Origin of the sequence: Burkholderia dolosa (assembly GCF_902499135.1) — a bacterium.
In the GTDB taxonomy this organism is placed as follows: domain Bacteria; phylum Pseudomonadota; class Gammaproteobacteria; order Burkholderiales; family Burkholderiaceae; genus Burkholderia; species Burkholderia dolosa.
Genome location: NZ_CABVPR010000055.1, coordinates 1 through 24,960, shown reverse-complemented (window position 1 = coordinate 24,960; position 24,960 = coordinate 1). Strand labels below are relative to the sequence as shown.

Below are 24,960 nucleotides of genomic sequence, written 5' to 3'. Positions count from 1 at the left end.
TCCTCTAAAAATTAAAAAAACGAGCCGCGCTGCCAGGGCGGTTACTTGAACGAGCGCAGGTCTTCCTGCAACCGCTCAACAAAGGCATCGACCGGCATCACGCCAAGATCGACGCCGCCACGGGCACGCACGGCTACCGTTTGCGCATCACGCTCCTTGTCGCCCACGACGAGCAGATAAGGCACCTTTTCCAGCGTGTGCTCGCGTATTTTATAGCTAATCTTCTCGTTGCGCAAATCGGCCGTCACTCTAACCCCTTGTTTTTGCAACGTTTGGGCCAGAGACTGCGCATATTCCGCCTGACTTTCGGCGATATTGAGCACAACCGCCTGGATCGGCGCCAGCCAGACCGGCATTGCACCGGCATGGTGCTCGATCAGGATCCCGAGGAAGCGCTCCATCGAACCGACGATCGCGCGGTGCAGCATCACGGGCCGACGGCGGCTGTTGTCTTCCGCCACGTACTCGGCGCCGAGACGCTCCGGCAGCACCATGTCGAGCTGAAGCGTGCCGCATTGCCACGAGCGGCCCAGCGCATCCTTGATGTGGTACTCGATCTTCGGGCCGTAGAACGCGCCTTCGCCCGGCAGCTCTTCCCACGACAGCCCGCACGCGGTCAGCGCATCGCGCAGCCCCTGCTCGGCGCGATCCCAGGTTTCGTCCGTACCCGCGCGCTGCTCCGGGCGCAGCGACAGCTTGATGTCGATGTGTTCGAAGCCGAAATCCTTGTACACGCTCATCGCCAGCGTATTGAACGCGATCGACTCGGCAATGAACTGCTCTTCCGTACAGAAGATGTGCGCATCGTCCTGCACGAAGCCGCGCACGCGCATCAGTCCGTGCAGCGCACCCGACGCCTCGTTGCGGTGGCACGAGCCGAATTCCGCATAACGGAGCGGCAGATCGCGATACGAGCGCAGTCCGTGCTTGAACACCTGCACGTGCCCCGGACAGTTCATCGGCTTGATCGCGTAGTCGCGCTTCTCCGACTCCGTCGTAAACATGTTCTCGCGATAGTTCTGCCAGTGGCCCGACGCTTCCCACAGCGAGCGGTCCATGATCATCGGCGTCTTGATCTCGAGATAGCCGGCGTCGTTCACGCGGCGGCGCATGTACTGCTCGACCTGCTGCCACAGCGCCCAGCCCTTCGGGTGCCAGAACACCATGCCGGGCGATTCTTCCTGCATGTGAAACAGGTCGAGCTGCTTGCCGAGCTTGCGGTGGTCGCGCTTTTCCGCTTCCTCGAGCATGTGCAGGTACTGGTCCTGGTCTTCCTTCTTCGTCCAGGCCGTCCCGTAGATGCGCTGCAGCTGTTCGTTCTTCGAGTCGCCGCGCCAGTACGCGCCGGCGACCTTCATCAGCTTGAACACCTTCAGCTTGCCGGTGGACGGCACGTGCGGGCCGCGACAGAGATCCGTGAAGCCGCCGTGCGAGTACAGCTTGATTTCGTCGCTCTCAGGAATCGATTCGATGATCTCGGCCTTGTACTTCTCGCCGATGCTGCGGAAATAACCGGCCGCTTCGTCGCGCGACACGACGCGGCGGGCGACCGGCTCGTCCTTCTTCGCGAGCTCCTGCATCCGCTTTTCGATCTTTTCCAGATCTTCCGGCGTAAACGGCCGGTGATACGCGAAGTCGTAGTAGAACCCGTTGTCGATCACCGGGCCGATCGTCACCTGCGCATCCGGATACAGTTCCTTCACCGCATATGCGAGCAAGTGCGCAGTCGAGTGACGAATGATGTCGAGGCCGTCGGCATCCTTGTCCGTCACGATCGCGAGCGACGCGTCATGGTCGATCACGGTGGACGTATCGACGAGCTCACCGTCCAGCTTGCCGCCAAGCGCCGCCTTCGCAAGGCCGGGACCGATCGAGGCCGCGACCTCGGCGACCGTCACCGGATGCTCGTACTGTCGAACTGAGCCGTCGGGCAAGCGTATCGAAACCATAGCAATCTCCGTGATGCCGACCGTGGGCGGCAGACCAAGCACGCGATGTAAAGTCACGCGCGAAATTTTCGCGACAAAAAAAATGCGGCCCCGCTTTCGAGGGGCCGCATTCGATACTTCACTCAAACCGCAAGGGCGAAAACGTTCCTCGACTAGCGTCGCTCCGAAAAGGTTTCGGTCAACGTTCGCGGTGTCATAACCGTATTCGCCTTGTGTGCGTTGAGCTATTTACTGCACCGAACACCCGGAAAACCGGGCATTCTCGATTCGTTGGTAGGCTCGATTGGACTCGAACCAACGACCCCCACCATGTCAAGGTGGTGCTCTAACCAGCTGAGCTACGAGCCTAGAGAAGCTGAAATTATATGGACTTGCCATGCACTTGGCAAGCATTTTTATGCAGGCGCAGCAAAGCGGCCAGGTTCCAGCCCTTTTTCGGCGTCGTCAGGCCTTGCGGGCGGCACGCACGACGCCCTGCACTTCGCCGAGCAGCGTGCACGCGCGCTGCACCTGCGCCGAGTTCGATACCTCGACCGTGAATTGCATGAACGCGGCGTTGCGGCGGCTCTGCGTCTTTACGCCGACCACGTTCATCTTCTCGCGCGCGAACACTTCGGAGATGTCGCGCAGCAATCCCTGTCGATCGCTCGCCTCGATCATCAGGTCGACCGGATACACGGACGCGCCGCGCCCGCCCAGCACGTCGGCCGACCAGGTCGTCTGCAGCACGCGCTCGGGCGCGCGTTCGGCCATCCGGCGGAACGTCGGGCAGTCGCTGCGATGGATCGACATGCCCTTGCCGCGCGTGACGAAACCGCTGATCGGATCGGGCGGCGCCGGCCGGCAGCAGCGCGCCAGCTGCGTGAGCAGCGCGTCGACGCCGACCACCAGCACGCCGGCCGACGCGCCGTGCGCGACGCTCGAGCCGCTGCTGCGCTTCTCGAAGTCGGCAGGCGCCTCGGGCGCCGGCTCGGCCGGCGGCGCATCGGACAGCGCGTGCTCGATGTTGCGCAGGCTGAATTCTTCCTTCCCGACGACCGAGAACAGTTCCTCGGGCGACTTGAAGCCGAGCTTCGCCGCGAGGCTGTCGAGGCTGACCGACGTCTTGCCTTCGCGCTGCAGCGTCTTTTCGACGAGCGCACGCCCATGCGCGATGTTCTCTTCCTGCTCGATCGCGTTGAACCACGCACGCACCTTCTGTCGCGCACGCGGACTCTTCAGATAGCCGAGCTGCAGATTCAGCCAGTCGCGCGACGGGCCGCCCTCCTTCACCGCGACGATCTCGACCGTCTGGCCGTTCGCGAGCGGCGTGTTCAGCGGCACCATCGCGCCGTCGACGCGCGCGCCGCGGCAGCGATGGCCGAGCTCGCTGTGCAGGTGATACGCGAAATCGACCGGCGTCGCGCCCTGCGGCAGCGCGATGACGCGCGCCTGCGGCGTCAGCACGTAAATGTGATCGTCGTCGAGCGACGTTTCGCGCAGCTGCGCCCATGCCTTGTCGCCCGACGCCTCGGCGCCGTCCTCGACGTCGTCCTTCCACGCGAGCAGTTGCCGCAGCCACGCGATCTTCTCGTCGTACTTGTCGCTCGCCGAGAACTGGCCGCCGTAGCCGCGCGTGCCCGCTTCCTTGTAGCGCCAGTGCGCGGCCACGCCGTACTCGGCGAAGCGGTGCATGTCCTGCGTGCGGATCTGCACTTCGAACGCGCGGCCGTCGTCGCCGATCACGACCGTATGCAGAGACTTGTAGCCGTTCGGCTTCGGTCGCGAAATGTAGTCGTCGAATTCCTTCGGCACCGGCTGCCACAGGTGGTGCACGATGCCGAGCACCGCGTAGCAATCCTTGATGTCCGGCACGATCACGCGAAATGCGCGAACGTCGTACAGCTCGGAGAAATCGAGCTCCTTGCCGCGCATCTTGCGCCAGATGCTGTAGATGTGCTTCGGCCGGCCGCTGACGTCGGCGTGGATGTTCGCGTCCGCGAGTTCGCGCTGAAGCCGCTCGATCGCCTGCGCGACGTATGCCTCGCGTTCCGCGCGCTTCTCGTCGAGCAGCTTCGCGATCCGCTTGTAGGTGACGGGATCTTCGAAGCGGAACGCGAGATCCTCGAGCTCCCACTTCAGTTGCCAGATGCCGAGACGGTTCGCGAGCGGCGCGTAGATTTCGAGCGTCTCGCGCGCGACCTCCGGCGGCGGATCGAGCTTCGCGGCCGCGTAGTAGCGCAGCGACTGCAGCCGCGATGCGAGCCGGATCAGCACGACGCGAATGTCCTGCGCGAACGCGAGCAGCATCTTGCGCAGCGCCTCGATCTGCGCGCGCCGCTCCGCGGCCGCGTCGCGGCCGACGCCGGGCATCGCGTTCTGCGCGACGCGCAGGCTGACGGTGCCGAGCCGCAGCAGCTTGCGCACGTCGGACACGAGGCGCGCGACCTCGTCGCCGAAATGCTCGGTCAGCTCGCGCTCGGGATCGCTCAGATGCGGGGTCAGCGCAAACAGCGCGGCCGCCTGCATCGCGGGCAGATCGACGTTCATCGTGCGCATGATCGACGCGGTGCCTGCCGCGTGATCGGCAAGCAGTTCGCCCGACACCAGGCGCGCGTCGCCGGCCCGCTCGCGCACGAACGCGAGCACGTCGTCGAACGACGGCGCCGCGCCGGAAGAAGCGGAAACGGATTCGGTCATCGTACGGCCCGACGGAAAACGATCATCGCGGTGCGGCGTTCAGCTCCGCTGCGCGGCGACGACGACGATTTCGACGAGCAGCGCCGGATCCGCGAGCTTCGCCTCGACCGTCGCACGCGGCGGCGTGTTGCCCGGCGCGACCCACGCGTCCCACACTTCGTTCATCCCTTCGAAGTTCGCGAGGTCCGACAGGTAGATCTGCACCGACAGCAAGTGCGCCTTGTCGCTGTTCGCTTCGGCGAGCAGCCGGTCGATGTGGCCGAGCACTTCGCGCGTCTGCCCCTTGATGTCCTGCGTGGTGTCTTCGGCGATCTGGCCGGACAGGTAGACGGTACCGTTGTGGATCGCGGTTTCGGACAGGCGCGGCCCGACGTGGTGACGAATGACTGCCATGAAAGGTTCCGGTCGTATGAATGAGGGAAGAATCCGGCGCGACGCGGCCCGCGCCCGCCGAACCGCATATTATGACGCGTTTATACGCCGCCTTCGACGAAAAACCGGCGAGCGAGCGCAATCTGATCGGCGCTGACGAATGCCGGCGCGTGGCCCGCGCCCGCAATTTCGGCCTGCGTCACGTGCCGGCCGCGCCGCATCATTTCGGCCACCGTGTCGCGCGACAGCAGGTCCGACGTTTCGCCGCGCACGACCAGCAGCGACGCGTCGGTCGTCTCGATCGCGCGCCACAGCGCGGCCTCGCCGAGCGCCGCCAGCTCGGGCGTGGTCGCCTTGAACGGTTCGGCAATGCGCGGATCGTAGCGCATCGTCCAGCCGCCTTCGGGAAGCTCGCGCAGCAGCGGCGCGTTGATCTCGCGCCACTTGTCGCCGCTCAGCGGCCCGAACGGCAGCGACAGCGACGTCAGGTAATCGATGCCCTCCTGCTCGGTCGCGAAGCGCGGCTGCACGCCCAGATATTCGCCGATGCGCGTCAGCGATTCGGGCTCGATGCGCGGGCCCACGTCGTTCACGATCATTCGGCGCACCGGCGAGCCCGGCAGCCCCGCGAGCGCGATGCCGATCAGCCCGCCCATCGACGTGCCGAACCAGTCGACCGATTCGACATCGAGCCGCGCGATCAGCGTCACGATATCGGCGACGTATTGCGGAATCCCGTAGAGGCGCGGATCGGCGAGCCAGTCGGACCGGCCGCGGCCGACGACGTCGGGGCAGACGACGCGATACGTGTCGGACAGCGCAGCGGCGAGCCGGTCGAAATCGCGGCCCGAACGCGTGAGCCCATGCACGCAGACCAGCACGCGCGGGTTGGCCGGATCGCCCCATTCGGTATAGGCAACATGGTGCAGCCCGGCGGCGCTCGCACATTGCACGCGGCGCTGGCGGAAATCGGCGGAATTCGCTGACGGAGTCGGCATCGGGGGCATCCTGTCGAACGTTGCGGCGCGGTGCAGCCGCATGCGCGGGTCGCCCGCGGACAGTGGGCGAAGATGCGGTCGATTGTAAACCCGTTCCGAAACAAGAGACGCTTCGCTGCGCCGACTCCCGATAGCCGATCGCGCATGATCGAGCCGGCTCCGTCTGCGGCGAAATCCGCGCGAGCGCCGCGCGCCGCCGAATGGCAATACGGTCGCCCGCGCTCCGGCCGGCTTTCCGCTTTTTATTTTCAAGTGAATCGTCCGCCGCTCGGCAATCGTGCCGCGTGTGCACGAATACCGCGTCGCGGCCCGACCGGTACACGGCCGGCGCGTCGAGCACAGTCGCGTTCGAAAAAAGATTGTTGATCGATCCGTTGCGCGCGCATCGAATCGTTTTACGCCGATCTCATTTCAACGTCTTTAAACCGAATAATGATCGCGATTATTCAGCAATTCGCCGGATAAACGCGCAACGGATTATCGAAATTTGACTTCGCTGCTTTTGTCTCATATTTTCCGTTTCAGCGTCGATGCAAATACACCACTGCCGCGCGATGCTTGCGCACTCGGACGGCTTGCGCCGTCCGTCACGAGGAGCCGACATGCTTATCGAGCGAGTCGCATACCAGGCCGTATCCGTCGTCGAGTTACCGCAAGTCTTTCGCGTGCCGCCATCCGGCCGCAAGGAGCAGAGCCGATGAAGCCGATCCGGATCCTGATCGTCGGCGGCGGGCTCGGCGGCACGATGCTCGCGAATCAGCTCGCCGCCAAGCTGTTCGACGAACTGATCGACAAGCGCGTGTCGCTGACCGTGCTGTCCGATTCGCCCGATCACTTCTACAAGCCCGCATTCATGTACGTCGCGTTCGGCGCGATGATGCGCGAGGACCTCGTCCGCGCCGAACGGTCGCTGCTGCGTCCCGAAATCGACTTTGTTGTCGACGGGGCCGAACGCTTCGATTTCGCCGCTCAGCACGTTCATACGCGCAGCGGACGCCGCCACGGCTACGATTATCTGGTGATCGCAACCGGCTGCGTGCCCGCGCCCGAGCGCATCGAAGGCCTGCGCGAGGCCGGCGATCACTTCTACCAGTACGAACCCGCGCGGCAGCTCGCGCAGCGTCTCGCGACGATCGAACGCGGCCGGATCTTCGTCACCGTGACGTTCCCGAAAACGCACAACGTGCCGCATCAATGCGGGATCGCGCCGATCGAGACGACGCTGATGGTCGACGACTATCTGCGCCGTCGCGGCGTGCGCGAGCGTGTCGAGATCGTGTACACGTATCCGACCGTCGCGCAGCTGCTGCGCAATTGCCTGTTTCTGCAAAAGCCGACCTGCGACGTGCTGCCGGCGATCTTCGCGCAGCGCGACATCCGCTATCAGCGCGGCTTCACGCTAGCGCGCGTCGACCCCGACCAAAAAATCGCGTACTCGGAAGAAGGCGTCGAGCAGCCGTTCGACATTCTGATGGCGACGCCGCCGATCCGCGCGGTCGATGCCGTGCAGGCCACGGGCGTATCGGAGGCCGCGGACGGCGAAGGCTGGCTGCCGACCGATCACGAAACGCTGCAGGTGCGCGGCATCGACAACGTCTACGTGCTCGGCGATACGGTCGACTTGCCGGTCAGCAAAGCGGGCGGCGCGTGTCACAACCAGGCGCCCGTGATCGCCAGCAATCTCGCCGCGCGGATTCGTCTCGGCGAAAGCGTCGCGACTTACGACGGCAAGGTGCAAGCCGTCGCGCAGATGGGGCTCGATGCCGGCATGCCGCTCTGGTACGACTACCGGCGCGACGTGCAGCCCACCCCGCCGACCAAGCTCGGCGGCCTGCTGCGCCAGGGCTTCAATCGCGGCCTCTATTGGGCCGTCGCGCGCGGTCTCGCGTGAACCGCATCCCGTCCTTCCAGCCAGAGGTGTGCATGTCCGCTTCGCCTTTATCCGATCCCGATGCACTGTCCGGCACGCAAGCCGTCGAAGCCGCCGCGCCCGACTGGTCGCCGCTTCATGCGAAGCTGCAGCCGCTCGTCGACGGCGGCCGGTTCGACAACATCGTCGATCTGCTGTCCGTCGTTTCCGACCTCGTCGATTTCGCCGATCCGGCGCTGGTCGAGAAGCTGAGCAAGACGTTCGAGGAAATCGTCGCCGCATCGGCGACGGCCGGCGGCGCGCTGCGCATCGCGAGTGCGGAAGCGCGGCGGCAGCCCGATGCACCGTCGCTGCGCGCGCTGTGGGCGACCGCGCGCGATCCGGACACGCGTCGCGGCATCGGGATCGTGCTGCGCACGCTGCAGATCGTCGGCCGGCTGCACGCCGACGAACGCGCGTCCGCGCGCTGACGCGGCCGCTCGGCGCCAAAACGCAAACGCCCCGCATACCTGCCGGCATGCGGGGCGAATCGACGCCACAAAAACTCAGACGACCGCGCTCACGTCGAGCGGCGCACCGGTCTTCGCCCGAATCTCGTCGACGGTGACGCCGTCGGCAAGCTCGATCACCTTCAGGCCATCCGGCGTCACTTCGATCACGCCGAGATCGGTGATGATCAGATTGACCACGCCGACGCCCGTCAGCGGCAGCGTGCACTCTTCGAGAATCTTGTGCTGGTCGCCCTTCGCGACATGCTCCATCAGCACGACCACGCGCTTCACGCCCGCGACGAGATCCATCGCGCCGCCCATTCCCTTGATCATCTTGCCGGGGATCATCCAGTTCGCGAGGTCGCCCTTCTTGCTGACCTGCATCGCACCGAGGATCGCGAGATTGATGTGGCCGCCGCGAATCATCGCGAACGAATCGGCCGACGAGAAGATCGACGAGCCGGGCAGCGTCGTGACGGTCTGCTTGCCGGCGTTGATCAGATCGGGATCGACTTCGTCTTCGGTCGGCGACGGACCGATGCCGAGCAGTCCGTTTTCCGACTGCAGCCACACTTCGACGCCTTCCGGCACGTGGTTGGCCACCAGCGTCGGCAGCCCGATGCCGAGGTTCACGTAGAAGCCGTCCTGCAGTTCCTTTGCCGCGCGCGCGGCCATCTGGTCACGATTCCAGGCCATGTCAGTCTCCTTTCGCGCGTACGACGCGTTGTTCGATGCGTTTTTCGGGCGACGCGTTGAGTACGATGCGCTGCACGAAAATCCCCGGCGTATGGATATGGTCCGGATCGAGCTCACCGTTCTCGACGATCTCCTCGACCTCGGCCACGGTGATCTTGCCGGCCATCGCGCACATCGGGTTGAAGTTGCGCGCGGTGCGGCGATAGATCAGGTTGCCCGATTTGTCGGCCTTCCACGCCTTGACGAGCGCGACGTCGGCCGTCAGCGACTGTTCGAGCACGTAGTGACGATCGCCGAACTGACGCGTTTCCTTGCCTTCGGCGATGACGGTGCCGTAGCCCGTGTTCGTGAAGAAAGCCGGGATGCCCGCGCCGCCCGCGCGCAGCTTCTCGGCGAGCGTGCCCTGCGGCGTGAATTCGAGTTCGAGTTCGCCGGCTAGGTATTGGCGTTCGAACTCCTTGTTCTCGCCGACGTACGACGAGATCATCTTCCTGATCTGGCGCGTTTCCAGCAGAAGGCCCAGGCCGAAGCCGTCGACGCCCGCGTTGTTGCTGATGCACGTGATGCCCTTGACGCCCGAATCGCGCAACGCGGCGATGAGCGCCTCGGGAATCCCGCACAGGCCGAAGCCGCCCACCGCGAAGGTCTGTCCGTCACGGACGATCCCTTCCAGCGCGGCCGCCGCGCTTGGATAGATTTTGTTCATCTGTCTGTCCCTTCCTCTATGGAAACCAGCGAAACCGGTTCGCGCGCCGCCGTGCCCGCAAGCCTGCCGCATCATTCTATGCATGCGCGGCGCTGCCTGCGTCGGCGCGCTGTTTTTGTATCGCGGGAAGCTGCCGCGAGATGCCTGAAAGGGTACGATGCGGCGCGGATGCGGCACAATACGCAAAAATACATAAGCGTTTGCCTCCGCTTGCCGCGCCATGCCCGCTCTCGATTACCAGACTGCCTTCCACCTCGCGCCGCTCGGCCTCGTGCTGTCGCGCGACCGCGTGATCGAGGACTGCAACGACGCACTCGCGTCGATCTTTCGCTGCGCGCGCGCCGAACTGATCGGCAAATCGTACGAGGTGCTCTACCCGTCGCCCGACGAGTTCCAGCGGATCGGCGAGCGTATCTCGCGGGTGATGGCCGCAAACGGCATCTACTCCGACGACAGAATCATGAAACGGGCGGACGGCGAGCTGTTCTGGTGCCACGTAACCGGCCGCGCGCTCGACCGGACGGCGCCGCTCGCGGCCGGCGTGTGGACGTTCGAGGATCTGAGCGCGACGCGACGCGTCGCCGTCGAACTGACGCCGCGCGAGCGCGAGATCGCCGCGCAGCTCGCGACCGGCAAGACCAGCAAGCAGATCGGACGCGTGCTCGACATCAGCTCGCGCACCGTGGACATCTACCGCGCGCGGCTGATGCGCAAATACGGTACGAACAATACGCCGGAGCTGCTGCAGCGCCTGCTCGGGCATTGAATGCGGTCTGCCGAACGATAATCGGCCGCGCACCGCGGCCGATACGGCATCCACCGGAAAGAGCGAACAGCGGGCGCGCCGGTTTCGCGCCCGCCGCTTACTCGACCTTCGCCGCGAGCGCGCGCTCGATCGTGTCGCGCAGCAGTTGCGGCAGCGGCACCGACTTGCCGAGCGCATAGTCGACCCATACGCAGCACGCGTTGCCGCGCGCGTACACGTGCTCCGGGCCGTCCGCGCGGGTCAGCTCGAAACCCGTGTCGAAGCTGCTGCGGCCGGGCTTCGCGACCGACATCTTCGCGATCACGTCGCCCGGATAGTGCAGTTGCTTGAGGAACTCCATCGACGCGGTGACGATGACGGGGCCCTGCCCCTCGCCGTTGCCGCCCGCAATGCCGAGCTGCTCGAACCACGAGATCCGCACCTGCTCCATGTAACGGAAATAGACCGTGTTGTTCACGTGGCCGAACGCGTCCATGTCGCCCCAGCGGATCGGCATCGACATTTCAAAAACGGGGGAGTAATCGCTCATTGCAGTCTTCTTCGTTGCGGAAAGTCATCCGCTCATGCGAGGCCGAAGCCGTCGTCGGCGGAGATGATCGAGCCGTTGATGAACTGCGACTCGTCCGCCGCGAGCAGCAACAACAGCCCGTCGAGATCCTGCGGCTTGCCGACGCGCCGGCGCGGCAGCATCGACTGCAGCTTCTGGCCCTGCTCGGTTTCCCACAGGTAATGGTTGATTTCGGTATCGATGTAGCCCGGACAGATCGCGTTCACGTTGATCCCGTGACGCCCCCATTCGAGCGCCATCGCGCGCGTCATCTGCACGACGGCCGCCTTGCTCATCGCATACAGCCCGATCTGCGAAAACGCGCGCAGGCCGGCCACCGACGCGATGTTGATGATCCGGTACGGCGGCTTGCCGTTGCCGTTCGCGCGCATCATCATCCGCTTCGCGACTTCCTGCGCGACGAAAAACGCGCCGCGCGTGTTGGTGTCGAACACGAACTCGAAGTCGGCCGGCGTCACGTCGACGAGCTTCTGCATCGTCGACACGCCCGAGTTGTTCACCAGGATATCGATCGTGCCGGCCTCCGTCTCCGCGTGCGCGACCGCCGCCTTGATGCTCTGCACGTCGGTGACGTCGAGCGACACGACGTGCGCGGCACCGCCCTCCGCCTCGATTTCCGCGCGCAATTCCTTCAGGCGCTCGACGCGGCGGCTCGCGAGCACGACCTTCGCGCCGGCCTGCGACAGCACTTGCGCGAAGCGTTGGCCGAGGCCGCTCGACGCGCCCGTGACGAGCGCGACCTTGCCTTCCAGATTGATCGATCGACCCATTGCACAATCCCCTTTCGAAGTCGCTTCGCCGCGTCGCGCAGCCCGTGCGGCGCGGCCCTAACCCTATCACAAAAATAGAACGATCGTGCTAATCTAGCCGCGTGCTGTTGCGGCAAGCGTTTCGTTTCGCAGACAATACGCTCCCGAATAAAAGCATTCTAACGGTTAGAGGAACGCCAATGACCCCCGCAAGCCTCATCGAGCAATACGGCCCGCGCGAATCGATGGAATACGACGTCGTGATCGTCGGCGGCGGCCCCGCCGGGCTGTCGGCGGCGATCCGGCTCAAGCAGCTGGCTGCCGAGAAAGGCACCGAGATCGGCGTGTGCGTGCTCGAGAAGGGTTCCGAGATCGGCGCGCACATCCTGTCGGGCGCGGTGATGGACCCGCGTGCCATCACCGAGCTGTTTCCGGACTGGAAGGAGCGCGGCGCGCCGCTCACCGTCGAGGTGACCGAAGACCGCTTCCTGTTCCTGTCCGAGAAGAGCGCGGTTGCGACGCCGAACTGGGCGCTGCCCGACAACTTCAAGAATCACGGCAACTACGTGATTTCGCTGGGTAACGTGACGCGCTGGCTGGGCCAGCAGGCCGAAGCGCTCGGCGTCGAGATCTTTCCTGGCTTTCCGGCCGCGGAGATTCTGTATCACGACGACGGTTCCGTGAAGGGCGTCGCGACCGGCAACATGGGCGTCGGCAAGAACGGCGAGCCGACCGAGAACTTCCAGCTCGGCATGGAACTGCACGCGAAGTACACGCTGTTCGCCGAAGGCTGCCGCGGCCATCTCGGCCGTCAGCTGATCGCGAAGTTCAAGCTCGATGCGAACGCCGATCCGCAGGCGTACGGGATCGGCATCAAGGAGCTGTGGGAAATCGATCCGGCCAAGCACAAGCCGGGCCTCGTGATCCATACGGCCGGCTGGCCGCTGAAGTCGGACACGTACGGCGGCTCGTTCCTGTATCACATGGACAACAATCAGGTCGTGGTCGGCTTCGTCGTCGGTCTCGGCTATACGAATCCGTACCTGTCGCCGTTCGAGGAGTTCCAGCGCTACAAGACGCATCCGTCGATCCGCGCATTCCTCGAAGGCGGCAAGCGCGTGTCGTACGGCGCGCGCGCGATCACCGCGGGCGGGCTGATGTCGCTGCCGAAGACCGTGTTTCCGGGCGGCGCGCTGATCGGCGACGATGCGGGCTTCTTGAACGCATCGCGGATCAAGGGCAGCCACGCGGCGATCAAGACCGGGATGCTCGCGGCCGATGCGGCGTTCGACGCGGTACAGGCCGGCCGCCAGTCGGACGAGTTGAACGCATACCCGGACGCGTTCAGACACTCGTGGCTCTATACGGAGCTGTACCGCGCGCGCAACTTCAAGCAGTGGATGGCGAAGGGCCTGTACCTCGGCACGCTGATGGTCGGGCTCGAGCAGAAGGTGATGGGCGGCAACGTGCCGTGGACGCTGCACCACAAGCATGCGGACCACGAGATGCTGAAGCCGGCGTCGCAGTGCGAGCCGATCGCGTATCCGAAGCCGGACGGCAAGCTGACGTTCGACCGGCTGTCGTCGGTGTTCATCTCGAACACGAACCACGAGGAGAACCAGCCGGCGCATCTGACGCTGAAGGATGCGAGCGTGCCGGTGAACGTGAACCTGCGTACCTATGCGGGGCCGGAGGCGCGGTTCTGCCCGGCGGCGGTGTACGAGTTCGTGAAGAACGACGACGGCAGCGACCGGCTGGTGATCAACGCGCAGAACTGCGTGCACTGCAAGACCTGCGACATCAAGGACCCGACGCAGAACATCGTGTGGGTCACGCCCGAAGGCGGCGGCGGGCCGAATTATCCGAACATGTAAGCTGCCGGAAAACGCCGCATCATGCGGCGTTTTTTTCGTCCGCCTTCGCAACCGCCGGGACAGACCCGACCGCCCTACCCGCGTGCGCTATCGCGCAGCGATCCGCCGCCGGAAGTGCTCGGTCCCCGCCACGATCTTGTCGAGCACCGCATCGAGCGCCCAGAATCGTTCGCGAACGTCGTAGTCGATCGCACGACAGCGAATCGAGCCGAACGTGCCGATTCGCTGGTGATAGAGCTTCGCGAGCGCCGGATAGCCGAGCGCCTCGGACACCGCCGACACCACGAGAAACGTCGACAATTCGTCGGCCAACGCCGGATCCGAATCGCCGTGCAAGCGCAACCATCGATAGAGATCGGGATGGAAGTTGGTGAACACGCCGTTGAAGCCGGCGGAGCCCGCCTTCATCGCATCCCACGCGATCGCGGCGTTCGCATTCAGGATCTTCAGCGGCGATCCGGCGGCGAGCGCGACGCGCCGCTTCACCGTGTCCAGATCGCAGCTCACGTCCTTCAGCATCACGAAACGGCCGGTGTCGATACACGCATGCAGTTCGTCGTCGGTGAGCAGCCGTCGGTAAGGCGCCGGACATTCGTACAGGCCCAGCGGCAGATCGGACGGCAATCGAGCCAGCAACCGGCGAAGTCGATCGAGAAACACGGCGGTGCCCTCGCGTTGCGGATCGAGATGATTGGTCACGAGCACCACGGCTTGCGCGCCCGATTCCGCCGCCGCGCGCAGCTCGGCGACCTGCGCGTCGAGATCGTCGCTGATGTGTCCGGACGCGACGACCGGCACACGCCCGCCTACCCGTTCGACGACGAAGCGCGCCAGCTCCGCGCGCTCGGCGAGACTCAGAAACTGCATCTCGCTCGACTGCGCGACCGCGAACAGCGCATCCGACCCATGCGCGAGATACCATTCGATGAGCCGTTCGAGCCCCGCGTAGTCGATCGCGCCCGCGTCGTCGAACGGTGTCAGCATCACCGGCACGATTCCGTCGATCGTCACGGTCGATGACTGCTGTAGTTGCATCGGTTTCTCCTTGTTCGATTTCAATGAATGCGCAGCGCCGTTACGCCGGCAGCGCACCGGGCGCCGCGCTTGCCGATTGTTCGGGAATCGGCTTGCGGACCAGCAGCAGGTAGGCCATCGCGCCGGCGAACGCGATCGCGGCCGCCGTCAGCAGTGCCGGCACGAACGACCACCTCTGCGCGATGACGCCCGTCAGCACCGGTGCGAGCGCGCCGCCGATGAAGCCGCCGAAATTCTGGATCGCGCCGAGCGATGCGACGCGGCTCGGCGGTGCAGCGGCGGTCGCCAGCGCCCACGAGCACGCCGACGCCGCGTTCGCGAGAAAGATCACGACCGAAATGCATGCGAGCGCAACCGTGTTGCTCTGCACGAGCGCGGCGGGCACCGTGAACGCGACCATTCCGAGCATCGCGACGACCACCGCGTTGCGCCGGCTCACCACCGGCGAACGGCTGCGGCGCGTGACCAGATCGGACAGCCAGCCGGCCAGCAGCGAGCCGACGAATCCGCACAGGAACGGCACCGACGCCGCAAAGCCGGTTCGGATCAGGCTCATGTGCCGCTCCATCGTCAGATAGCCGGGCAGCCAGGTCAGGTAGACCCAGTTCAGATACACGGAGCCGAAAAAGCCGATCAGCATTCCCCACGTCGTGCCGTGCGAGAACAGGCCGCGCCAGTCCGCGAACGTCAGCTTCGGTGCGGCGACCGCGTTGTCCGCGTCGGCATCGAGATAGGCGCGCTCCGTCGCAGTCAGTTGCGCACGCACCGGATCGCGGTACAGCGCGAACCACACGGCCGCGACGACGAGACCGGCCGCGCCCGTCGCGATGAACGCCCAGCGCCAGTCGAGCGTTGCGACGAGCACCGACAGCAGCAACGGCGCCAGCGCGGTGCCGAGCGGCGATGCGGCGTTGAAGATGCCGGTCGGCGTACCGCGTGCGCGCAACGGAAACCAGTTGCTCACGACCCGCGCAGCCGACGGAAATTGCGGTGCTTCGCCGATCCCGAGCACGATGCGCGCGACGATGAACCAGCCGAACGTGGAAACGAGGCCGCCCGCCGCCTGCGCGAGCGACCACACGATCAGCCCGATTCCGAGCAGCCGGCGCGGGCCGACGCGATCGACGAGGCCGCCGACCGGAAACTGGCACAGCGCGTAGCTCCACGAGAACGCCGACAGCAGCAGCCCCATCTGGCCGAGCGACAGCCCGAGATCGCCGCGGATCGCCGAACTCGCGACGGCGAGCGTGCCGCGGTCGAGATAGTTGACGATCCCGCTGACCATCAGCAGCGCAAGCGCAATACGTTGCCCGCGCCGGATCCGCGGCGGCGCGTTCGGAACAGAGTGGTTTTCGCTCATTACGATTGTCTCCATGTCATGAGTAGCGGCCGGACCGGCCCTTCCGTCGTGCGCGGAATCTATTCGGCGATGCACGCGACTTCGTCGCGTGTCGGGATCGACGTCTGCGCGCCGTGACGCGTGACGCTGATCGCGGCCGCCCGCTGACCGAAGGCGATCGCATCGTCCATCGATGCGCCGCCGGCCCGCGCGGCCGCGAAGCCGCCGACGAACGTGTCGCCGGCCGCCGTGGTATCGACTGCGGTCACGGCCAGCGCGCGGCGGCGGCCGTTGCCGGCGCGACCGCGCCAGCAGACGCCGCGCGCGCCGAGCGTGACGAGCGCGTTGCCGGCGCCCTTCGCGCACAGCGCATCGGCCGCGCGCTCCGCCGACGCATCGTCGTGGACCGCGATGCCGGTCAGCGACTCCGCTTCGGTTTCGTTGACGACCAGATAGTCGACGCGCGCCAGCAACGCATCGGACAGCGGCTGCGCCGGTGCCGGATTGAGCAGCACCGGCGTGCGATGTGCGCTCGCGCAAGCGATCGCATGCGCGACGGCGGCGATCGGTACCTCGAGCTGGCACACGAGCAGCGCGGCGGTCGCGATCGTGTCGCGCGCCGCATCGATTCGCGCGACGTCGACGCAGGCATTCGCGCCCGGTACGACGACGATGCTGTTCGCGCCGCCGTCGTCGACGGTGATCGCCGCGACGCCGCTCGCTGCGCCGGCGACGCGATGCAGATGCGCGACGTCGATGCATTCGGCCGCGATCGCGTCGTACAGACGCGCGCCGAACGCGTCGTCGCCGACGCAGCCGATCATCGCGACCGGTGCGCCGAGGCGCGCGGCCGCAATGGCCTGGTTCGCACCCTTGCCGCCGTGCACCGTCTGAAATCCGCTGCCCAGCAGCGTCTCGCCCGGCAGCGGCATGCGCGGCGCGCGGATCACGAGGTCGATGTTCACGCTGCCGACGACGGCGATTCGATCGGAACGGTGCGCGTTCATGATTCGATGTAATCGCTTACATTCGAGACGATGAAAAATTCCACAAACACTTTCATCGATGAAAAATTGGCAATATGGGGCGCGTTTGAATCTGACATAATGGCGACTCGCATCGAGATAGCGCTTACATTCGCACAGCCTCAAACGACGATGCAAGTGCGACCATCACGAATCGAGGGTAAACGATGACGTCTACGACAGCGTCCGGCAGCGCCGGTCCGGCCGAGCCGGGAGAGCGGCGATGACCATGTCCCCGTCCCGCGGCGGCACGACGACGCGCGCGCGCCGCGGCAGCGGCCGCTCGGTGCTCGGCGACGTCGCGAAACTCGCCGGCGTGTCGACCGCGACCGTTTCGCGCGTGTACAACGATCCCGGCAAGGTATCCGCCGACGTCCAGCAGCGCGTGCGCGACGCGGCGCGCGCGCTGAACTGGATTCCGAACGCCGCCGGCCGCGCGCTCGCATCGACCCGCACGCACATCACCGGTGCAATCATCCCGACGCTCGACGACCAGGTGTTCGCGTCGCAAGTCGCCGGCATGCAGGCGATCATGGCGGAGCATGGGATCACGCTGTTTCTCGGCTGCTCGAACTACGATCCGGCGCAGGCGCTCGCGCAAGTGCGCGCGATGCTGTCGCGCGGCGTCGAAGCCGTGTCGCTGGTCGGCGAAGCGTATCCGCCGGAACTGTTCGAACTGCTGGCGCTGCACCGCGTGCCCTACGTCGTCACGTACGCGTATCGCGACGACAGCCCGCACTGCTGCGTCGGTTTCGACAACCGTGCGGCGTTCGCCCGGCTCACCACGCATTTGCTCGAGCTCCGACATCGCGACTTCGCGGTCATCATGCAGCCGTCGGCGAACAACGATCGCGTGCAGGCGCGCCTGCGCGGCATTCACGACACGCTGGCCGCGCACGGGCTCGCGGTACGTCCGGCCCATCAGCATGAAGGCGCGGCGACCATCGCATTCGGAAGGGCAAGCCTGCGCGCGATCACCGACAGCGGAACGACGCGGCCGACAGCCGTGATCTGCGGCAACGACGCACTCGCGGTGGGCGCGCTGCTCGAAGCGCAGACGCTCGGCGTCGACGTACCGTCGCAACTGTCGATCACCGGCTTCGACGATATCGCGCTCGCGCGCGAGATCCGGCCGTCGTTGACGACGATGTGGGTGGATACCGATGCGATCGGCCGCAAGGCCGCGCTCGCGCTGCTCGATGCGCTCGAGCGCGGCGCGTCGGCGCCGGGCTGCGCGGTGCTGCCCGAATTGCGCGTAAGAGAATCGGCCGCGCCGCCGCCCGCGCGCTGAACGGGAGCGCCGCGCGCGCGTCATTCGACGCCGCGCGCAGAACGACGGCGCGGCGCCGGTCGTGCCAGGTGAAGTCGGGTCAGGTCGCGCTGCCGGAGATTTTCGGCGTCGGCGTGTCGACGTCGCCGCATTGCGCGCGGTGGCGCAGCGCGTGGTCGATCAGCACGAGCGCAAGCATCGATTCCGCGATCGGCGTCGCGCGAATGCCGACGCACGGATCGTGGCGGCCGAAGGTTTCGACGACCGCCTCCTCGCCGGTTTTCGTGATCGAGCGGCGCGGCGTGCGAATGCTCGACGTCGGCTTGATCGCGATCGAAACGGTAATGTCCTGCCCGGTCGAAATCCCGCCGAGCACGCCGCCCGCGTGATTGCCGACGAAGCCGGCGGGCGTCAGCTCGTCGCCGTGCACGGAGCCGCGCTGAGCGACGCTGTCGAACCCGGCGCCGATCTCGACGCCCTTCACCGCGTTGATGCTCATCATCGCCTTCGCGATGTCGGCGTCGAGGCGGTCGAACACCGGTTCGCCCCAGCCGACCGGCACGCCCGCTGCAACGACGTCGATCCGCGCGCCGATCGAATCGCCGTCCTTGCGCAGCGCATCCATGTACGCCTCCAGTTCCGGAACGATCGCCGCATTCGGCGCGAAGAACGGGTTCTCGCGCACGTGCGACCAGTCGACGAACGGCACGTCGATCTCGCCGAGCGCGCTCATGCAGCCGCGCACCTCGACGCCGAAGCGCTCGCGCAGCCACTTCTTCGCGACCGCACCCGCGCCGACGATCGGCGCGGTGAGCCGCGCGGACGAGCGGCCGCCGCCGCGATAGTCGCGCACGCCGTACTTCTGCCAGTACGTGTAGTCGGCGTGGCCGGGGCGGAACGTCTCGACGATGTTGCCGTAGTCCTTGCTGCGCTGGTCGGTGTTGCGGATCAGCAGCGCGATCGGCGTACCGGTCGTCACGCCCTCGAACACGCCGGACAGGATCTCGACCTCGTCGGCCTCCTGGCGCTGCGTCACGTGCCGCGACGTGCCCGGCTTGCGGCGGTCGAGCTCGACCTGGATGTCGGCTTCGGTCAGCGCCATCCCCGGCGGACAGCCGTCGATCACGCAGCCGATCGCGGGACCGTGCGATTCGCCGAAGGTCGTGACAGTGAAAAGCGTGCCGAGGGTATTGCCGGACATGATGGAACCGCCGAAAGAGAAATGGCCAAACCGATGCGCTGCCGAAACCGCAGGCAGGCCGATCGTTTGCCGGTCGGGAAAAAGTAAACCGCTATTATGCCAGCCGTGTCGCGCCAGCGGGCCCGGCGACGCGTTCAGCGGCGGGCGAAGCAGGCGCCGCGCATGCGGGCGAGACGGCAACGGCGCCCGGCGCGTGGCGGCGCTGCCGGCCGTACGCACGCGTCGCACCGGCTCGCCGTGATGCCGTGTGCCGCTCCGCTGACCGCGGCCGCGCCTACTTGCGCGCGCCGCGCAGCTCCGCGACCGCCGCCTGCAGCACGTCGGGCGTCGCGAGCGCCGCCGGGACCGGCTCGCCGATCGCGAGCGTCAGCCGGCTCATCACGCCGCGCGTGACCGGGCGCGGCAGACGTGCATCCGCATGACGCGAGAACACGCTGCCCCACAATCCGCGCAGCGCCATCGGAATCACCGGTGCGGGCGTGCGGCGCAGGATTTCGGTGATCCCGTGATGGAACGTGTTGATGTCGCCCGTCTTCGTCAGCTTGCCTTCGGGGAAGATGCACACCAGCTCCCCGTCCTTCAGCGCGGCTTCGCACGCGTCGTACGCCCGCGCGAGCATGTCCGGATTCTCGTGGCGCGGCGCGATCGGGATCGCCTTCGCATGCCGGAACACCCAGCTCGCGAACCGCGTGTTGAAGATCCGGTGATCCATCACGAAGCGGATCGGCCGCGGGCTCGCGGCCGCGAGCACGAGCGCGTCGACGTAGCTGACGTGATTGCACACGAGCACGGCGGCGCCTTCCGCCGGAATCCGCTCCGCGTGAACGATGCGGATCCGGTAGAACGTGTGCACGAGCACCCACGCGACGAAGCGCAGCAGGAATTCGGGCACGAGCAGGTAGATATACGTCGCGACGGCGACGTTCAGCAGCGCGGTGACCAGGAACAGCCCGGGGATGTCGACGCCCGCGCTGGTCAGTCCCATCGCCATCACGGCCGACAGAATCATGAACAGCGCGTTCAGGATGTTGTTCGCGGCGATGATCCGCGCGCGGTGCGTCGGCGCGCTGCGGCTCTGGATCAGCGCATACAGCGGCACGCTGTAGAAGCCGCCGAACATCGCGAGCAGGAACAGGTCCGCGAGAATCCGCCAATGGCGCGCACTAGCCAGGAACTCGCCGACCGACAGCAGATGCCCGGGCAACGGCAGCGCGCGGCTCGCGAAATACAGTTCGATCGCGAACACGCTGATGCCGATCGAGCCGAGCGGCACGAGGCCGATCTCGACGCGCCGCTGCGACAGCCGCTCGCACAGCAGCGAGCCGAGGCCGATGCCGACGGAGAACGTCGCGAGCAGCACGGTGACGACGTCCGGGCTCGCCGACAGCACGTCCTTCGCGAAGTTGAAGAACGACGTGAGGAACGTCGCGCCGACGAACCACAGCCACGAGATGCCGAGCAGGCTCAGGAACACCGTGCGGTTCTGCCGGGCGAGCACGAGGTTGCGCCAGGTTTCGCTGACCGGGTTCCAGTTGATCGACAGGCCGGGCTGCGGCGCCGGCGTGGCCGGCACGCGCTGCGCGACGAGCCGGCCGGCCAGCGCGATCGCGACGACGCTCACCGCGAGCACGCGCTCGCCGATGCCTTCGATGCCCGCGGCCGCGCCGCCGACGATCGTGCCGATCAGGATCGCGATGAACGTGCCCATCTCGACGAGCCCGTTGCCGCCCACCAGCTCATGCTCGCCGAGATGCTGCGGCAGGTATGAATACTTGACGGGACCGAACAGCGTCGAATGCATGCCCATCATGAACGTGCACAGATACAGCAGCGGCGCGCTGTGCGTGACGAAGCCGGCCGCGCCGACCAGCATCAGCACGATCTCGAACGTTTTCACGAAGCGCGTGAGCGTCGCCTTGTCGTACTTGTCGGCGATCTGGCCGGACGTCGCCGAAAACAGCACGAACGGCAGGATGAAGATCGCGGAAATCAGGAAGGCGGCCGTTTTCGCGTCGACGCCCGAGAACCGCGCGGTGTGATACGTGACGAGCGACGTGAAGCCGATCTTGAACACGTTGTCGTTCAGCGCGCCGAGGAACTGCGTCGCGAAGAACGGCGCGAAACGCCGTTCGCGCAGCAGGTCGAACTGGGATGCGTGGGCGCGCCGTTCGCCGCGCCGCCCGGAAGAGACTTGCGTGTGATCGCTCATGCGGAATTCGCGCGCTTCGTCTCGGCGAAGCTGCGCAGGCCTCTGTGGTGATTGAACCAAAAAAAGGCGGCGCAGGCCGAGCCTGCACCGCCGCATGCCGGATCGCAGCGCCCATGCGTCGCGACGACGGGCGCCGCGCGTTTCACGGCTTGTGCGCTTCCGCTTCCGATTCCGATTCGGGCCAGTCGCGGATATACGCCTTCAGCATCCGGTTCTCGAAGCTCTGCGCCTCGACGACCGTCTTCGCGACGTCGTAGAACGAGATGACGCCCATCAGCACCTTCTTGTCGAGCACCGGCATGTAGCGCGCGTGGCGCTCGAGCATCATCCGCCGTACTTCGTTGACGTCGGTCTCCGGCGTGCACGTGAGCGGTTCGTCCATCACCTTGCGCACCTGCACGTCGCCGATCGCGCCGCCGTTCTCGCGCAGCCGCAGGATGATCTCGCGGAACGTCAGTATCCCGACCAGATCGCCGTACTCCATCACGACGAGCGAGCCGATGTCGTGTTCGGCCATCGTATCGACCGCTTCGCGCAGCGGCTTGTCGGGCGTCACCGTAAACAGCGTGTTGCCCTTCACTTTCAGAATGTCGCTGACGCGCATCGTAGTCCCCTCATGCTTGAATGCAAAACCGTTTTCGATCGTATCGGAAAGCCTGTCAAAAGGAAAGCGCGGGCCGGCGCCGGGCGGCGGCCGCCCCGCTTGCGGACGCCCGCACGCCGCCGCACAATGCCCGCATCGACGGCGGCCCGGGAGACGGCCATGGCGCATACGCATTCGGAACGATTCGCGAGCTTCGCTGACTTCTACCCGTATTACCTGAACGAACACCAGAACCGCACGTCGCGGCGGCTGCACTTCATCGGCTCGCTCGGCGTGATCGGCTGCGTCGCGATGGCGATCGCGACCGGCCGCTGGCCGTGGCTGCCGGCCGCGGTCGTATGCGGCTACGGATTCGCGTGGATCGGGCACTTCTTCTTCGAGAAGAACCGGCCGGCCACGTTCCGTCACCCGATCTACAGCCTGATGGGCGACTGGGTGATGTTCAAGGACATCTGCATCGGCAAGATCGCGCTGTAACGCCCGCCCGGCGCGGCGTCACGCGGTGCGCGGCGGCCGCGCGTGCGGATCCGCGACACCGCCGGGCGCCTGGCCGGCCTCGTCGGCGGCCGGCTGCCCGCCTGCCGCGCGGTGTGCGGCAATCAGCGACGCGAGCGACACGTCGAACCGCTCGCTCGACAGCACCGCGAGCAATGCGGCGCCGTCGATGTGGCTGCGCCGCCGCTGCAACTGGTACGTCAGCTCGGTGCGGTCGATCACCAGCACGTCGAACAGCTGCGCGAGCGTCAGTTGCTCCGGGTTCGCGAGCAGGATGTAGCGCGGCGCGACGTCGCCGCCGTCGATCCGCGCGACCCACTCGCGTTCTTCGAGCGTCGTCAGCAGCCGTTGCGCGGTCTCCATGTCGCAGCGCAGCATCGTCGCGAGCCGCAACGTCGTGTAGCCGGGCTTGCCGGCCGCGCGCGCTTCGGCGAGCCGCGCGAGCATGTCGAGCGCATCGAGCAGGTCGCTGCCCGCGTAATGGATCCGATGAAACTGGCCGACCCGGATCGCCGGCAGCGCGGACGCGACCATCGCGCCGAGCAGCGCGATGAACCAGCTCAGATACACCCACAGCAGGAACACCGGCAGCGCGGCGAACGCGCCGTAGACGGCCGTATAGGTCGGAATGCGCCGCACGTAGTAGCCGAAGCCGCGCTTCGCGAGCTCGAACGCGATCGCCGCGAACAGTCCGCCGATCACCGCGTCGCGCCATGCGACCGTGCAGTTCGGCAGATAGACGTACAACAGCGTGAACGCGAGCACCGTCAGCGGCAGCGATGCGAGCGTGAGCAGCCATTCGACGATCGACGTCGATTGCGCGGCGCCGGTAAATGCCAGCGACTGCGTAAACAGGTAGGACGAAATCGACAGGCTCACGCCGAACAGCAGCGGGCCGAGCGTGATCAGCGCCCAGTACGCGAGCACGCGCTGCGCGAGCGGCCGCGGCTTGCGCACGCGCCAGATCAGGTTGAATGCCGATTCGATCGTCATCATCGTCATCACCGACGTGACGACGAGCACGATCAGGCCGGCGGTCGTCAGCCCCTTCGCCTTCGCCGCGAACTGGTTCAGATACTTGAAGATCTGCGTATTGAACTGCGCGGGCATCAGGTGATCCGCGAGGAATCCCTGCAGCGAGATCTGGAACGACGCGAACATCGGGAACGCGGTGAACAGCGCGAACGCGACCGTCACGAGCGGCACGAGCGCCAGCATCGTCGTGAACGTGAGGCTGCCCGCGACTTGCGGGATGCGATCCTCGGCGCTGCGCCGCGCCGCGAACTGCGCGAGACGCTTGATGGTGTCGAGATCGACGCTCGGCTTCGGCAAACGGTTTCTCCTTGTCGATCGATGCGACGCGCCGCACGGCGCGCCGGCTTCAGCCCCTATAATAGCCGCTCGATCCAGCAGGGGCCGACTGCACCGGGCACGCGCGCGGCCGCATGCGGCTCCGTCGCCCATGAAAGACATCCTCGTCCTCTACTACAGCCGTTACGGCGCCACGCGCGATCTCGCGCTCGCGATCGCGAACGGCATCGACAGCGTGCCGGGCATGCAGGCACGCATCCGCACCGTGCCGCCCGTGTCGACCGTCTGCGAAGCGACGGCACCCGACATCCCCGCCGACGGCCCGCCGTACGCGGAACTGCGCGACCTCGAAGAATGCGCGGGCCTCGCGCTCGGCTCCCCGACCCGCTTCGGCAACATGGCCGCCGCGCTGAAGTATTTCCTCGACGGCACGACGCCGCAATGGCTGTCGGGCGCGCTGAGCGGCAAGCCGGCATGCGTATTCACGTCGACGGGCAGCCTGCACGGCGGCCAGGAATCGACGCTGCTGTCGATGATGCTGCCGCTGCTCCATCACGGCATGATGATCGTCGGGATTCCGTATACCGAATCCGCGCTCAGCACGACGCGCACCGGCGGCACGCCGTACGGCGCGTCGCACGTCGCGCAGCACGAGCGCGACGCGTCCGCCGGACTGTCCGCCGACGAGAAGGCGCTCGCGGCCGCGCTCGGCGTGCGGCTCGCACGCGCGGCGGCTGCCCTCGCCGCGGCGGG

At 66.3% G+C, this 24,960-nt stretch carries 22 protein-coding genes and 1 tRNA gene; 7 read left to right on the top strand and 16 right to left on the bottom strand.

Translation table 11 applies throughout. The features are described from left to right. Positions 1 to 41: 41 nt before the first annotated feature. From thrS to BUB20358_RS21455, 5 genes are all read right to left on the bottom strand, one after another. Positions 42 to 1,949, bottom strand: a complete 1,908-nt coding sequence (gene thrS, locus BUB20358_RS21475) for a threonine--tRNA ligase (RefSeq protein WP_006764507.1) — start codon at positions 1,947 to 1,949, stop codon at positions 42 to 44. Positions 1,950 to 2,220: 271 nt separating this feature from the next. Beyond that, positions 2,221 to 2,297 (bottom strand) — tRNA-Val (locus BUB20358_RS21470). Between the two features lie 96 nt (positions 2,298 to 2,393). Beyond that, a complete protein-coding gene (locus BUB20358_RS21465; RefSeq protein WP_006764508.1) occupies positions 2,394 to 4,628 on the bottom strand; it encodes a RelA/SpoT family protein in 2,235 nt (744 codons plus the stop codon). A 39-nt stretch (positions 4,629 to 4,667) separates the two neighbouring features. Continuing rightward, positions 4,668 to 5,021 carry a RidA family protein gene (locus tag BUB20358_RS21460; protein ID WP_006764509.1) on the bottom strand — a complete coding sequence of 118 codons (354 nt, stop codon included), beginning with the start codon at positions 5,019 to 5,021 and terminating at the stop codon, positions 4,668 to 4,670. Positions 5,022 to 5,101: 80 nt separating this feature from the next. Continuing rightward, complete coding sequence (locus tag BUB20358_RS21455; RefSeq protein ID WP_174905114.1) at positions 5,102 to 5,998, bottom strand: alpha/beta fold hydrolase; 897 nt, start codon at positions 5,996 to 5,998, stop codon at positions 5,102 to 5,104. Between the two features lie 697 nt (positions 5,999 to 6,695). Here BUB20358_RS21455 and BUB20358_RS21450 point away from each other — a divergent pair. Beyond that, on the top strand, positions 6,696 to 7,889 hold the full coding sequence (locus BUB20358_RS21450) for an NAD(P)/FAD-dependent oxidoreductase (RefSeq protein WP_006764511.1): 1,194 nt from the start codon (positions 6,696 to 6,698) through the stop codon (positions 7,887 to 7,889). A 32-nt stretch (positions 7,890 to 7,921) separates the two neighbouring features. Further along, positions 7,922 to 8,338 (top strand): DUF1641 domain-containing protein, encoded by a 417-nt coding sequence (locus BUB20358_RS21445; RefSeq protein ID WP_035972515.1) that lies wholly within the window; start codon positions 7,922 to 7,924, stop codon positions 8,336 to 8,338. Between the two features lie 75 nt (positions 8,339 to 8,413). On the opposite strand, the gene BUB20358_RS21440 is transcribed toward BUB20358_RS21445, so the two are convergent. Then, positions 8,414 to 9,055, bottom strand: a complete 642-nt coding sequence (locus BUB20358_RS21440) for a CoA transferase subunit B (protein WP_035972516.1) — start codon at positions 9,053 to 9,055, stop codon at positions 8,414 to 8,416. A gap of 1 nt (position 9,056) precedes the next feature. Further along, positions 9,057 to 9,761 (bottom strand): CoA transferase subunit A, encoded by a 705-nt coding sequence (locus BUB20358_RS21435; protein WP_035972518.1) that lies wholly within the window; start codon positions 9,759 to 9,761, stop codon positions 9,057 to 9,059. A gap of 220 nt (positions 9,762 to 9,981) precedes the next feature. Here BUB20358_RS21435 and BUB20358_RS21430 point away from each other — a divergent pair, with 220 nt between their 5' ends. Further along, positions 9,982 to 10,527, top strand: coding sequence for a LuxR C-terminal-related transcriptional regulator (locus tag BUB20358_RS21430; protein ID WP_006764514.1), 546 nt, complete (start codon positions 9,982 to 9,984; stop codon positions 10,525 to 10,527). A gap of 97 nt (positions 10,528 to 10,624) precedes the next feature. Here BUB20358_RS21430 and BUB20358_RS21425 read toward each other — a convergent pair whose 3' ends face one another. Both BUB20358_RS21425 and BUB20358_RS21420 read right to left on the bottom strand, forming a co-directional pair. After that, positions 10,625 to 11,056 (bottom strand): acyl-CoA thioesterase, encoded by a 432-nt coding sequence (locus BUB20358_RS21425; protein WP_006764516.1) that lies wholly within the window; start codon positions 11,054 to 11,056, stop codon positions 10,625 to 10,627. Between the two features lie 32 nt (positions 11,057 to 11,088). After that, on the bottom strand, positions 11,089 to 11,865 hold the full coding sequence (locus tag BUB20358_RS21420) for an SDR family oxidoreductase (protein ID WP_006764517.1): 777 nt from the start codon (positions 11,863 to 11,865) through the stop codon (positions 11,089 to 11,091). 179 nt (positions 11,866 to 12,044) lie between these two features. Here BUB20358_RS21420 and BUB20358_RS21415 point away from each other — a divergent pair, with 179 nt between their 5' ends. Further along, positions 12,045 to 13,718, top strand: a complete 1,674-nt coding sequence (locus BUB20358_RS21415; RefSeq protein ID WP_045552474.1) for an electron transfer flavoprotein-ubiquinone oxidoreductase — start codon at positions 12,045 to 12,047, stop codon at positions 13,716 to 13,718. An 87-nt stretch (positions 13,719 to 13,805) separates the two neighbouring features. Here BUB20358_RS21415 and BUB20358_RS21410 read toward each other — a convergent pair whose 3' ends face one another. The 3 genes from BUB20358_RS21410 to rbsK are packed head-to-tail and all read right to left on the bottom strand — an operon-like array spanning position 13,806 to position 17,099. Then, the gene (locus BUB20358_RS21410; protein WP_006764519.1) at positions 13,806 to 14,753 is read right to left on the bottom strand and encodes a dihydrodipicolinate synthase family protein; all 948 of its coding nucleotides are present in this window, start codon (positions 14,751 to 14,753) and stop codon (positions 13,806 to 13,808) included. Positions 14,754 to 14,793: 40 nt separating this feature from the next. Further along, positions 14,794 to 16,113, bottom strand: a complete 1,320-nt coding sequence (locus tag BUB20358_RS21405) for an MFS transporter (protein ID WP_035972520.1) — start codon at positions 16,111 to 16,113, stop codon at positions 14,794 to 14,796. 59 nt (positions 16,114 to 16,172) lie between these two features. Then, positions 16,173 to 17,099, bottom strand: a complete 927-nt coding sequence (gene rbsK / locus BUB20358_RS21400; protein WP_035972522.1) for a ribokinase — start codon at positions 17,097 to 17,099, stop codon at positions 16,173 to 16,175. A gap of 241 nt (positions 17,100 to 17,340) precedes the next feature. Between rbsK and BUB20358_RS21395 the strand changes: the two genes are divergently transcribed. Further along, on the top strand, positions 17,341 to 18,408 hold the full coding sequence (locus BUB20358_RS21395) for a LacI family DNA-binding transcriptional regulator (protein WP_006764522.1): 1,068 nt from the start codon (positions 17,341 to 17,343) through the stop codon (positions 18,406 to 18,408). Between the two features lie 79 nt (positions 18,409 to 18,487). Here the strand turns inward: BUB20358_RS21395 and aroC are convergent, their stop codons facing one another. From aroC to BUB20358_RS21380, 3 genes are all read right to left on the bottom strand, one after another. Then, on the bottom strand, positions 18,488 to 19,588 hold the full coding sequence (aroC, locus tag BUB20358_RS21390) for a chorismate synthase (RefSeq protein WP_035972523.1): 1,101 nt from the start codon (positions 19,586 to 19,588) through the stop codon (positions 18,488 to 18,490). 274 nt (positions 19,589 to 19,862) lie between these two features. After that, entirely contained in the window at positions 19,863 to 21,797 is a 1,935-nt protein-coding gene (locus BUB20358_RS21385) for an MFS transporter (RefSeq protein ID WP_006764523.1), read from the bottom strand. A 142-nt stretch (positions 21,798 to 21,939) separates the two neighbouring features. Continuing rightward, complete coding sequence (locus BUB20358_RS21380; protein ID WP_035972525.1) at positions 21,940 to 22,401, bottom strand: CBS domain-containing protein; 462 nt, start codon at positions 22,399 to 22,401, stop codon at positions 21,940 to 21,942. Positions 22,402 to 22,560: 159 nt separating this feature from the next. On the opposite strand from BUB20358_RS21380, the gene BUB20358_RS21375 reads away from it, so the two are divergent. After that, positions 22,561 to 22,878 carry an Mpo1-like protein gene (locus BUB20358_RS21375; RefSeq protein WP_006764525.1) on the top strand — a complete coding sequence of 106 codons (318 nt, stop codon included), beginning with the start codon at positions 22,561 to 22,563 and terminating at the stop codon, positions 22,876 to 22,878. Positions 22,879 to 22,896: 18 nt separating this feature from the next. On the opposite strand, the gene BUB20358_RS21370 is transcribed toward BUB20358_RS21375, so the two are convergent. Beyond that, on the bottom strand, positions 22,897 to 24,228 hold the full coding sequence (locus BUB20358_RS21370) for a YihY family inner membrane protein (RefSeq protein ID WP_035972527.1): 1,332 nt from the start codon (positions 24,226 to 24,228) through the stop codon (positions 22,897 to 22,899). A 130-nt stretch (positions 24,229 to 24,358) separates the two neighbouring features. On the opposite strand from BUB20358_RS21370, the gene wrbA reads away from it, so the two are divergent. Further along, the coding region (wrbA, locus tag BUB20358_RS21365; protein WP_174905113.1) for an NAD(P)H:quinone oxidoreductase at positions 24,359 to 24,960 on the top strand (602 nt) is incomplete at its 3' end.

Coding starts and splice junctions, on each gene's coding strand:
- BUB20358_RS21385 (WP_006764523.1), bottom strand. CDS start 21,797: ATGAGCGATCACACGCAAGTCTCTTCCGGGCGGCGCGGCGAACGGCGC.
- BUB20358_RS21380 (WP_035972525.1), bottom strand. CDS start 22,401: ATGCGCGTCAGCGACATTCTGAAAGTGAAGGGCAACACGCTGTTTACG.
- BUB20358_RS21440 (WP_035972516.1), bottom strand. CDS start 9,055: ATGGCCTGGAATCGTGACCAGATGGCCGCGCGCGCGGCAAAGGAACTG.
- BUB20358_RS21435 (WP_035972518.1), bottom strand. CDS start 9,761: ATGAACAAAATCTATCCAAGCGCGGCGGCCGCGCTGGAAGGGATCGTC.
- BUB20358_RS21395 (WP_006764522.1), top strand. CDS start 17,341: ATGACCATGTCCCCGTCCCGCGGCGGCACGACGACGCGCGCGCGCCGC.
- BUB20358_RS21375 (WP_006764525.1), top strand. CDS start 22,561: ATGGCGCATACGCATTCGGAACGATTCGCGAGCTTCGCTGACTTCTAC.
- aroC (WP_035972523.1), bottom strand. CDS start 19,588: ATGTCCGGCAATACCCTCGGCACGCTTTTCACTGTCACGACCTTCGGC.
- BUB20358_RS21445 (WP_035972515.1), top strand. CDS start 7,922: ATGTCCGCTTCGCCTTTATCCGATCCCGATGCACTGTCCGGCACGCAA.
- BUB20358_RS21465 (WP_006764508.1), bottom strand. CDS start 4,628: ATGACCGAATCCGTTTCCGCTTCTTCCGGCGCGGCGCCGTCGTTCGAC.
- BUB20358_RS21450 (WP_006764511.1), top strand. CDS start 6,696: ATGAAGCCGATCCGGATCCTGATCGTCGGCGGCGGGCTCGGCGGCACG.
- BUB20358_RS21430 (WP_006764514.1), top strand. CDS start 9,982: ATGCCCGCTCTCGATTACCAGACTGCCTTCCACCTCGCGCCGCTCGGC.
- rbsK (WP_035972522.1), bottom strand. CDS start 17,099: ATGAACGCGCACCGTTCCGATCGAATCGCCGTCGTCGGCAGCGTGAAC.
- BUB20358_RS21415 (WP_045552474.1), top strand. CDS start 12,045: ATGACCCCCGCAAGCCTCATCGAGCAATACGGCCCGCGCGAATCGATG.
- BUB20358_RS21460 (WP_006764509.1), bottom strand. CDS start 5,021: ATGGCAGTCATTCGTCACCACGTCGGGCCGCGCCTGTCCGAAACCGCG.
- BUB20358_RS21420 (WP_006764517.1), bottom strand. CDS start 11,865: ATGGGTCGATCGATCAATCTGGAAGGCAAGGTCGCGCTCGTCACGGGC.
- BUB20358_RS21425 (WP_006764516.1), bottom strand. CDS start 11,056: ATGAGCGATTACTCCCCCGTTTTTGAAATGTCGATGCCGATCCGCTGG.
- BUB20358_RS21410 (WP_006764519.1), bottom strand. CDS start 14,753: ATGCAACTACAGCAGTCATCGACCGTGACGATCGACGGAATCGTGCCG.
- BUB20358_RS21405 (WP_035972520.1), bottom strand. CDS start 16,113: ATGAGCGAAAACCACTCTGTTCCGAACGCGCCGCCGCGGATCCGGCGC.
- thrS (WP_006764507.1), bottom strand. CDS start 1,949: ATGGTTTCGATACGCTTGCCCGACGGCTCAGTTCGACAGTACGAGCAT.
- BUB20358_RS21455 (WP_174905114.1), bottom strand. CDS start 5,998: ATGCCGACTCCGTCAGCGAATTCCGCCGATTTCCGCCAGCGCCGCGTG.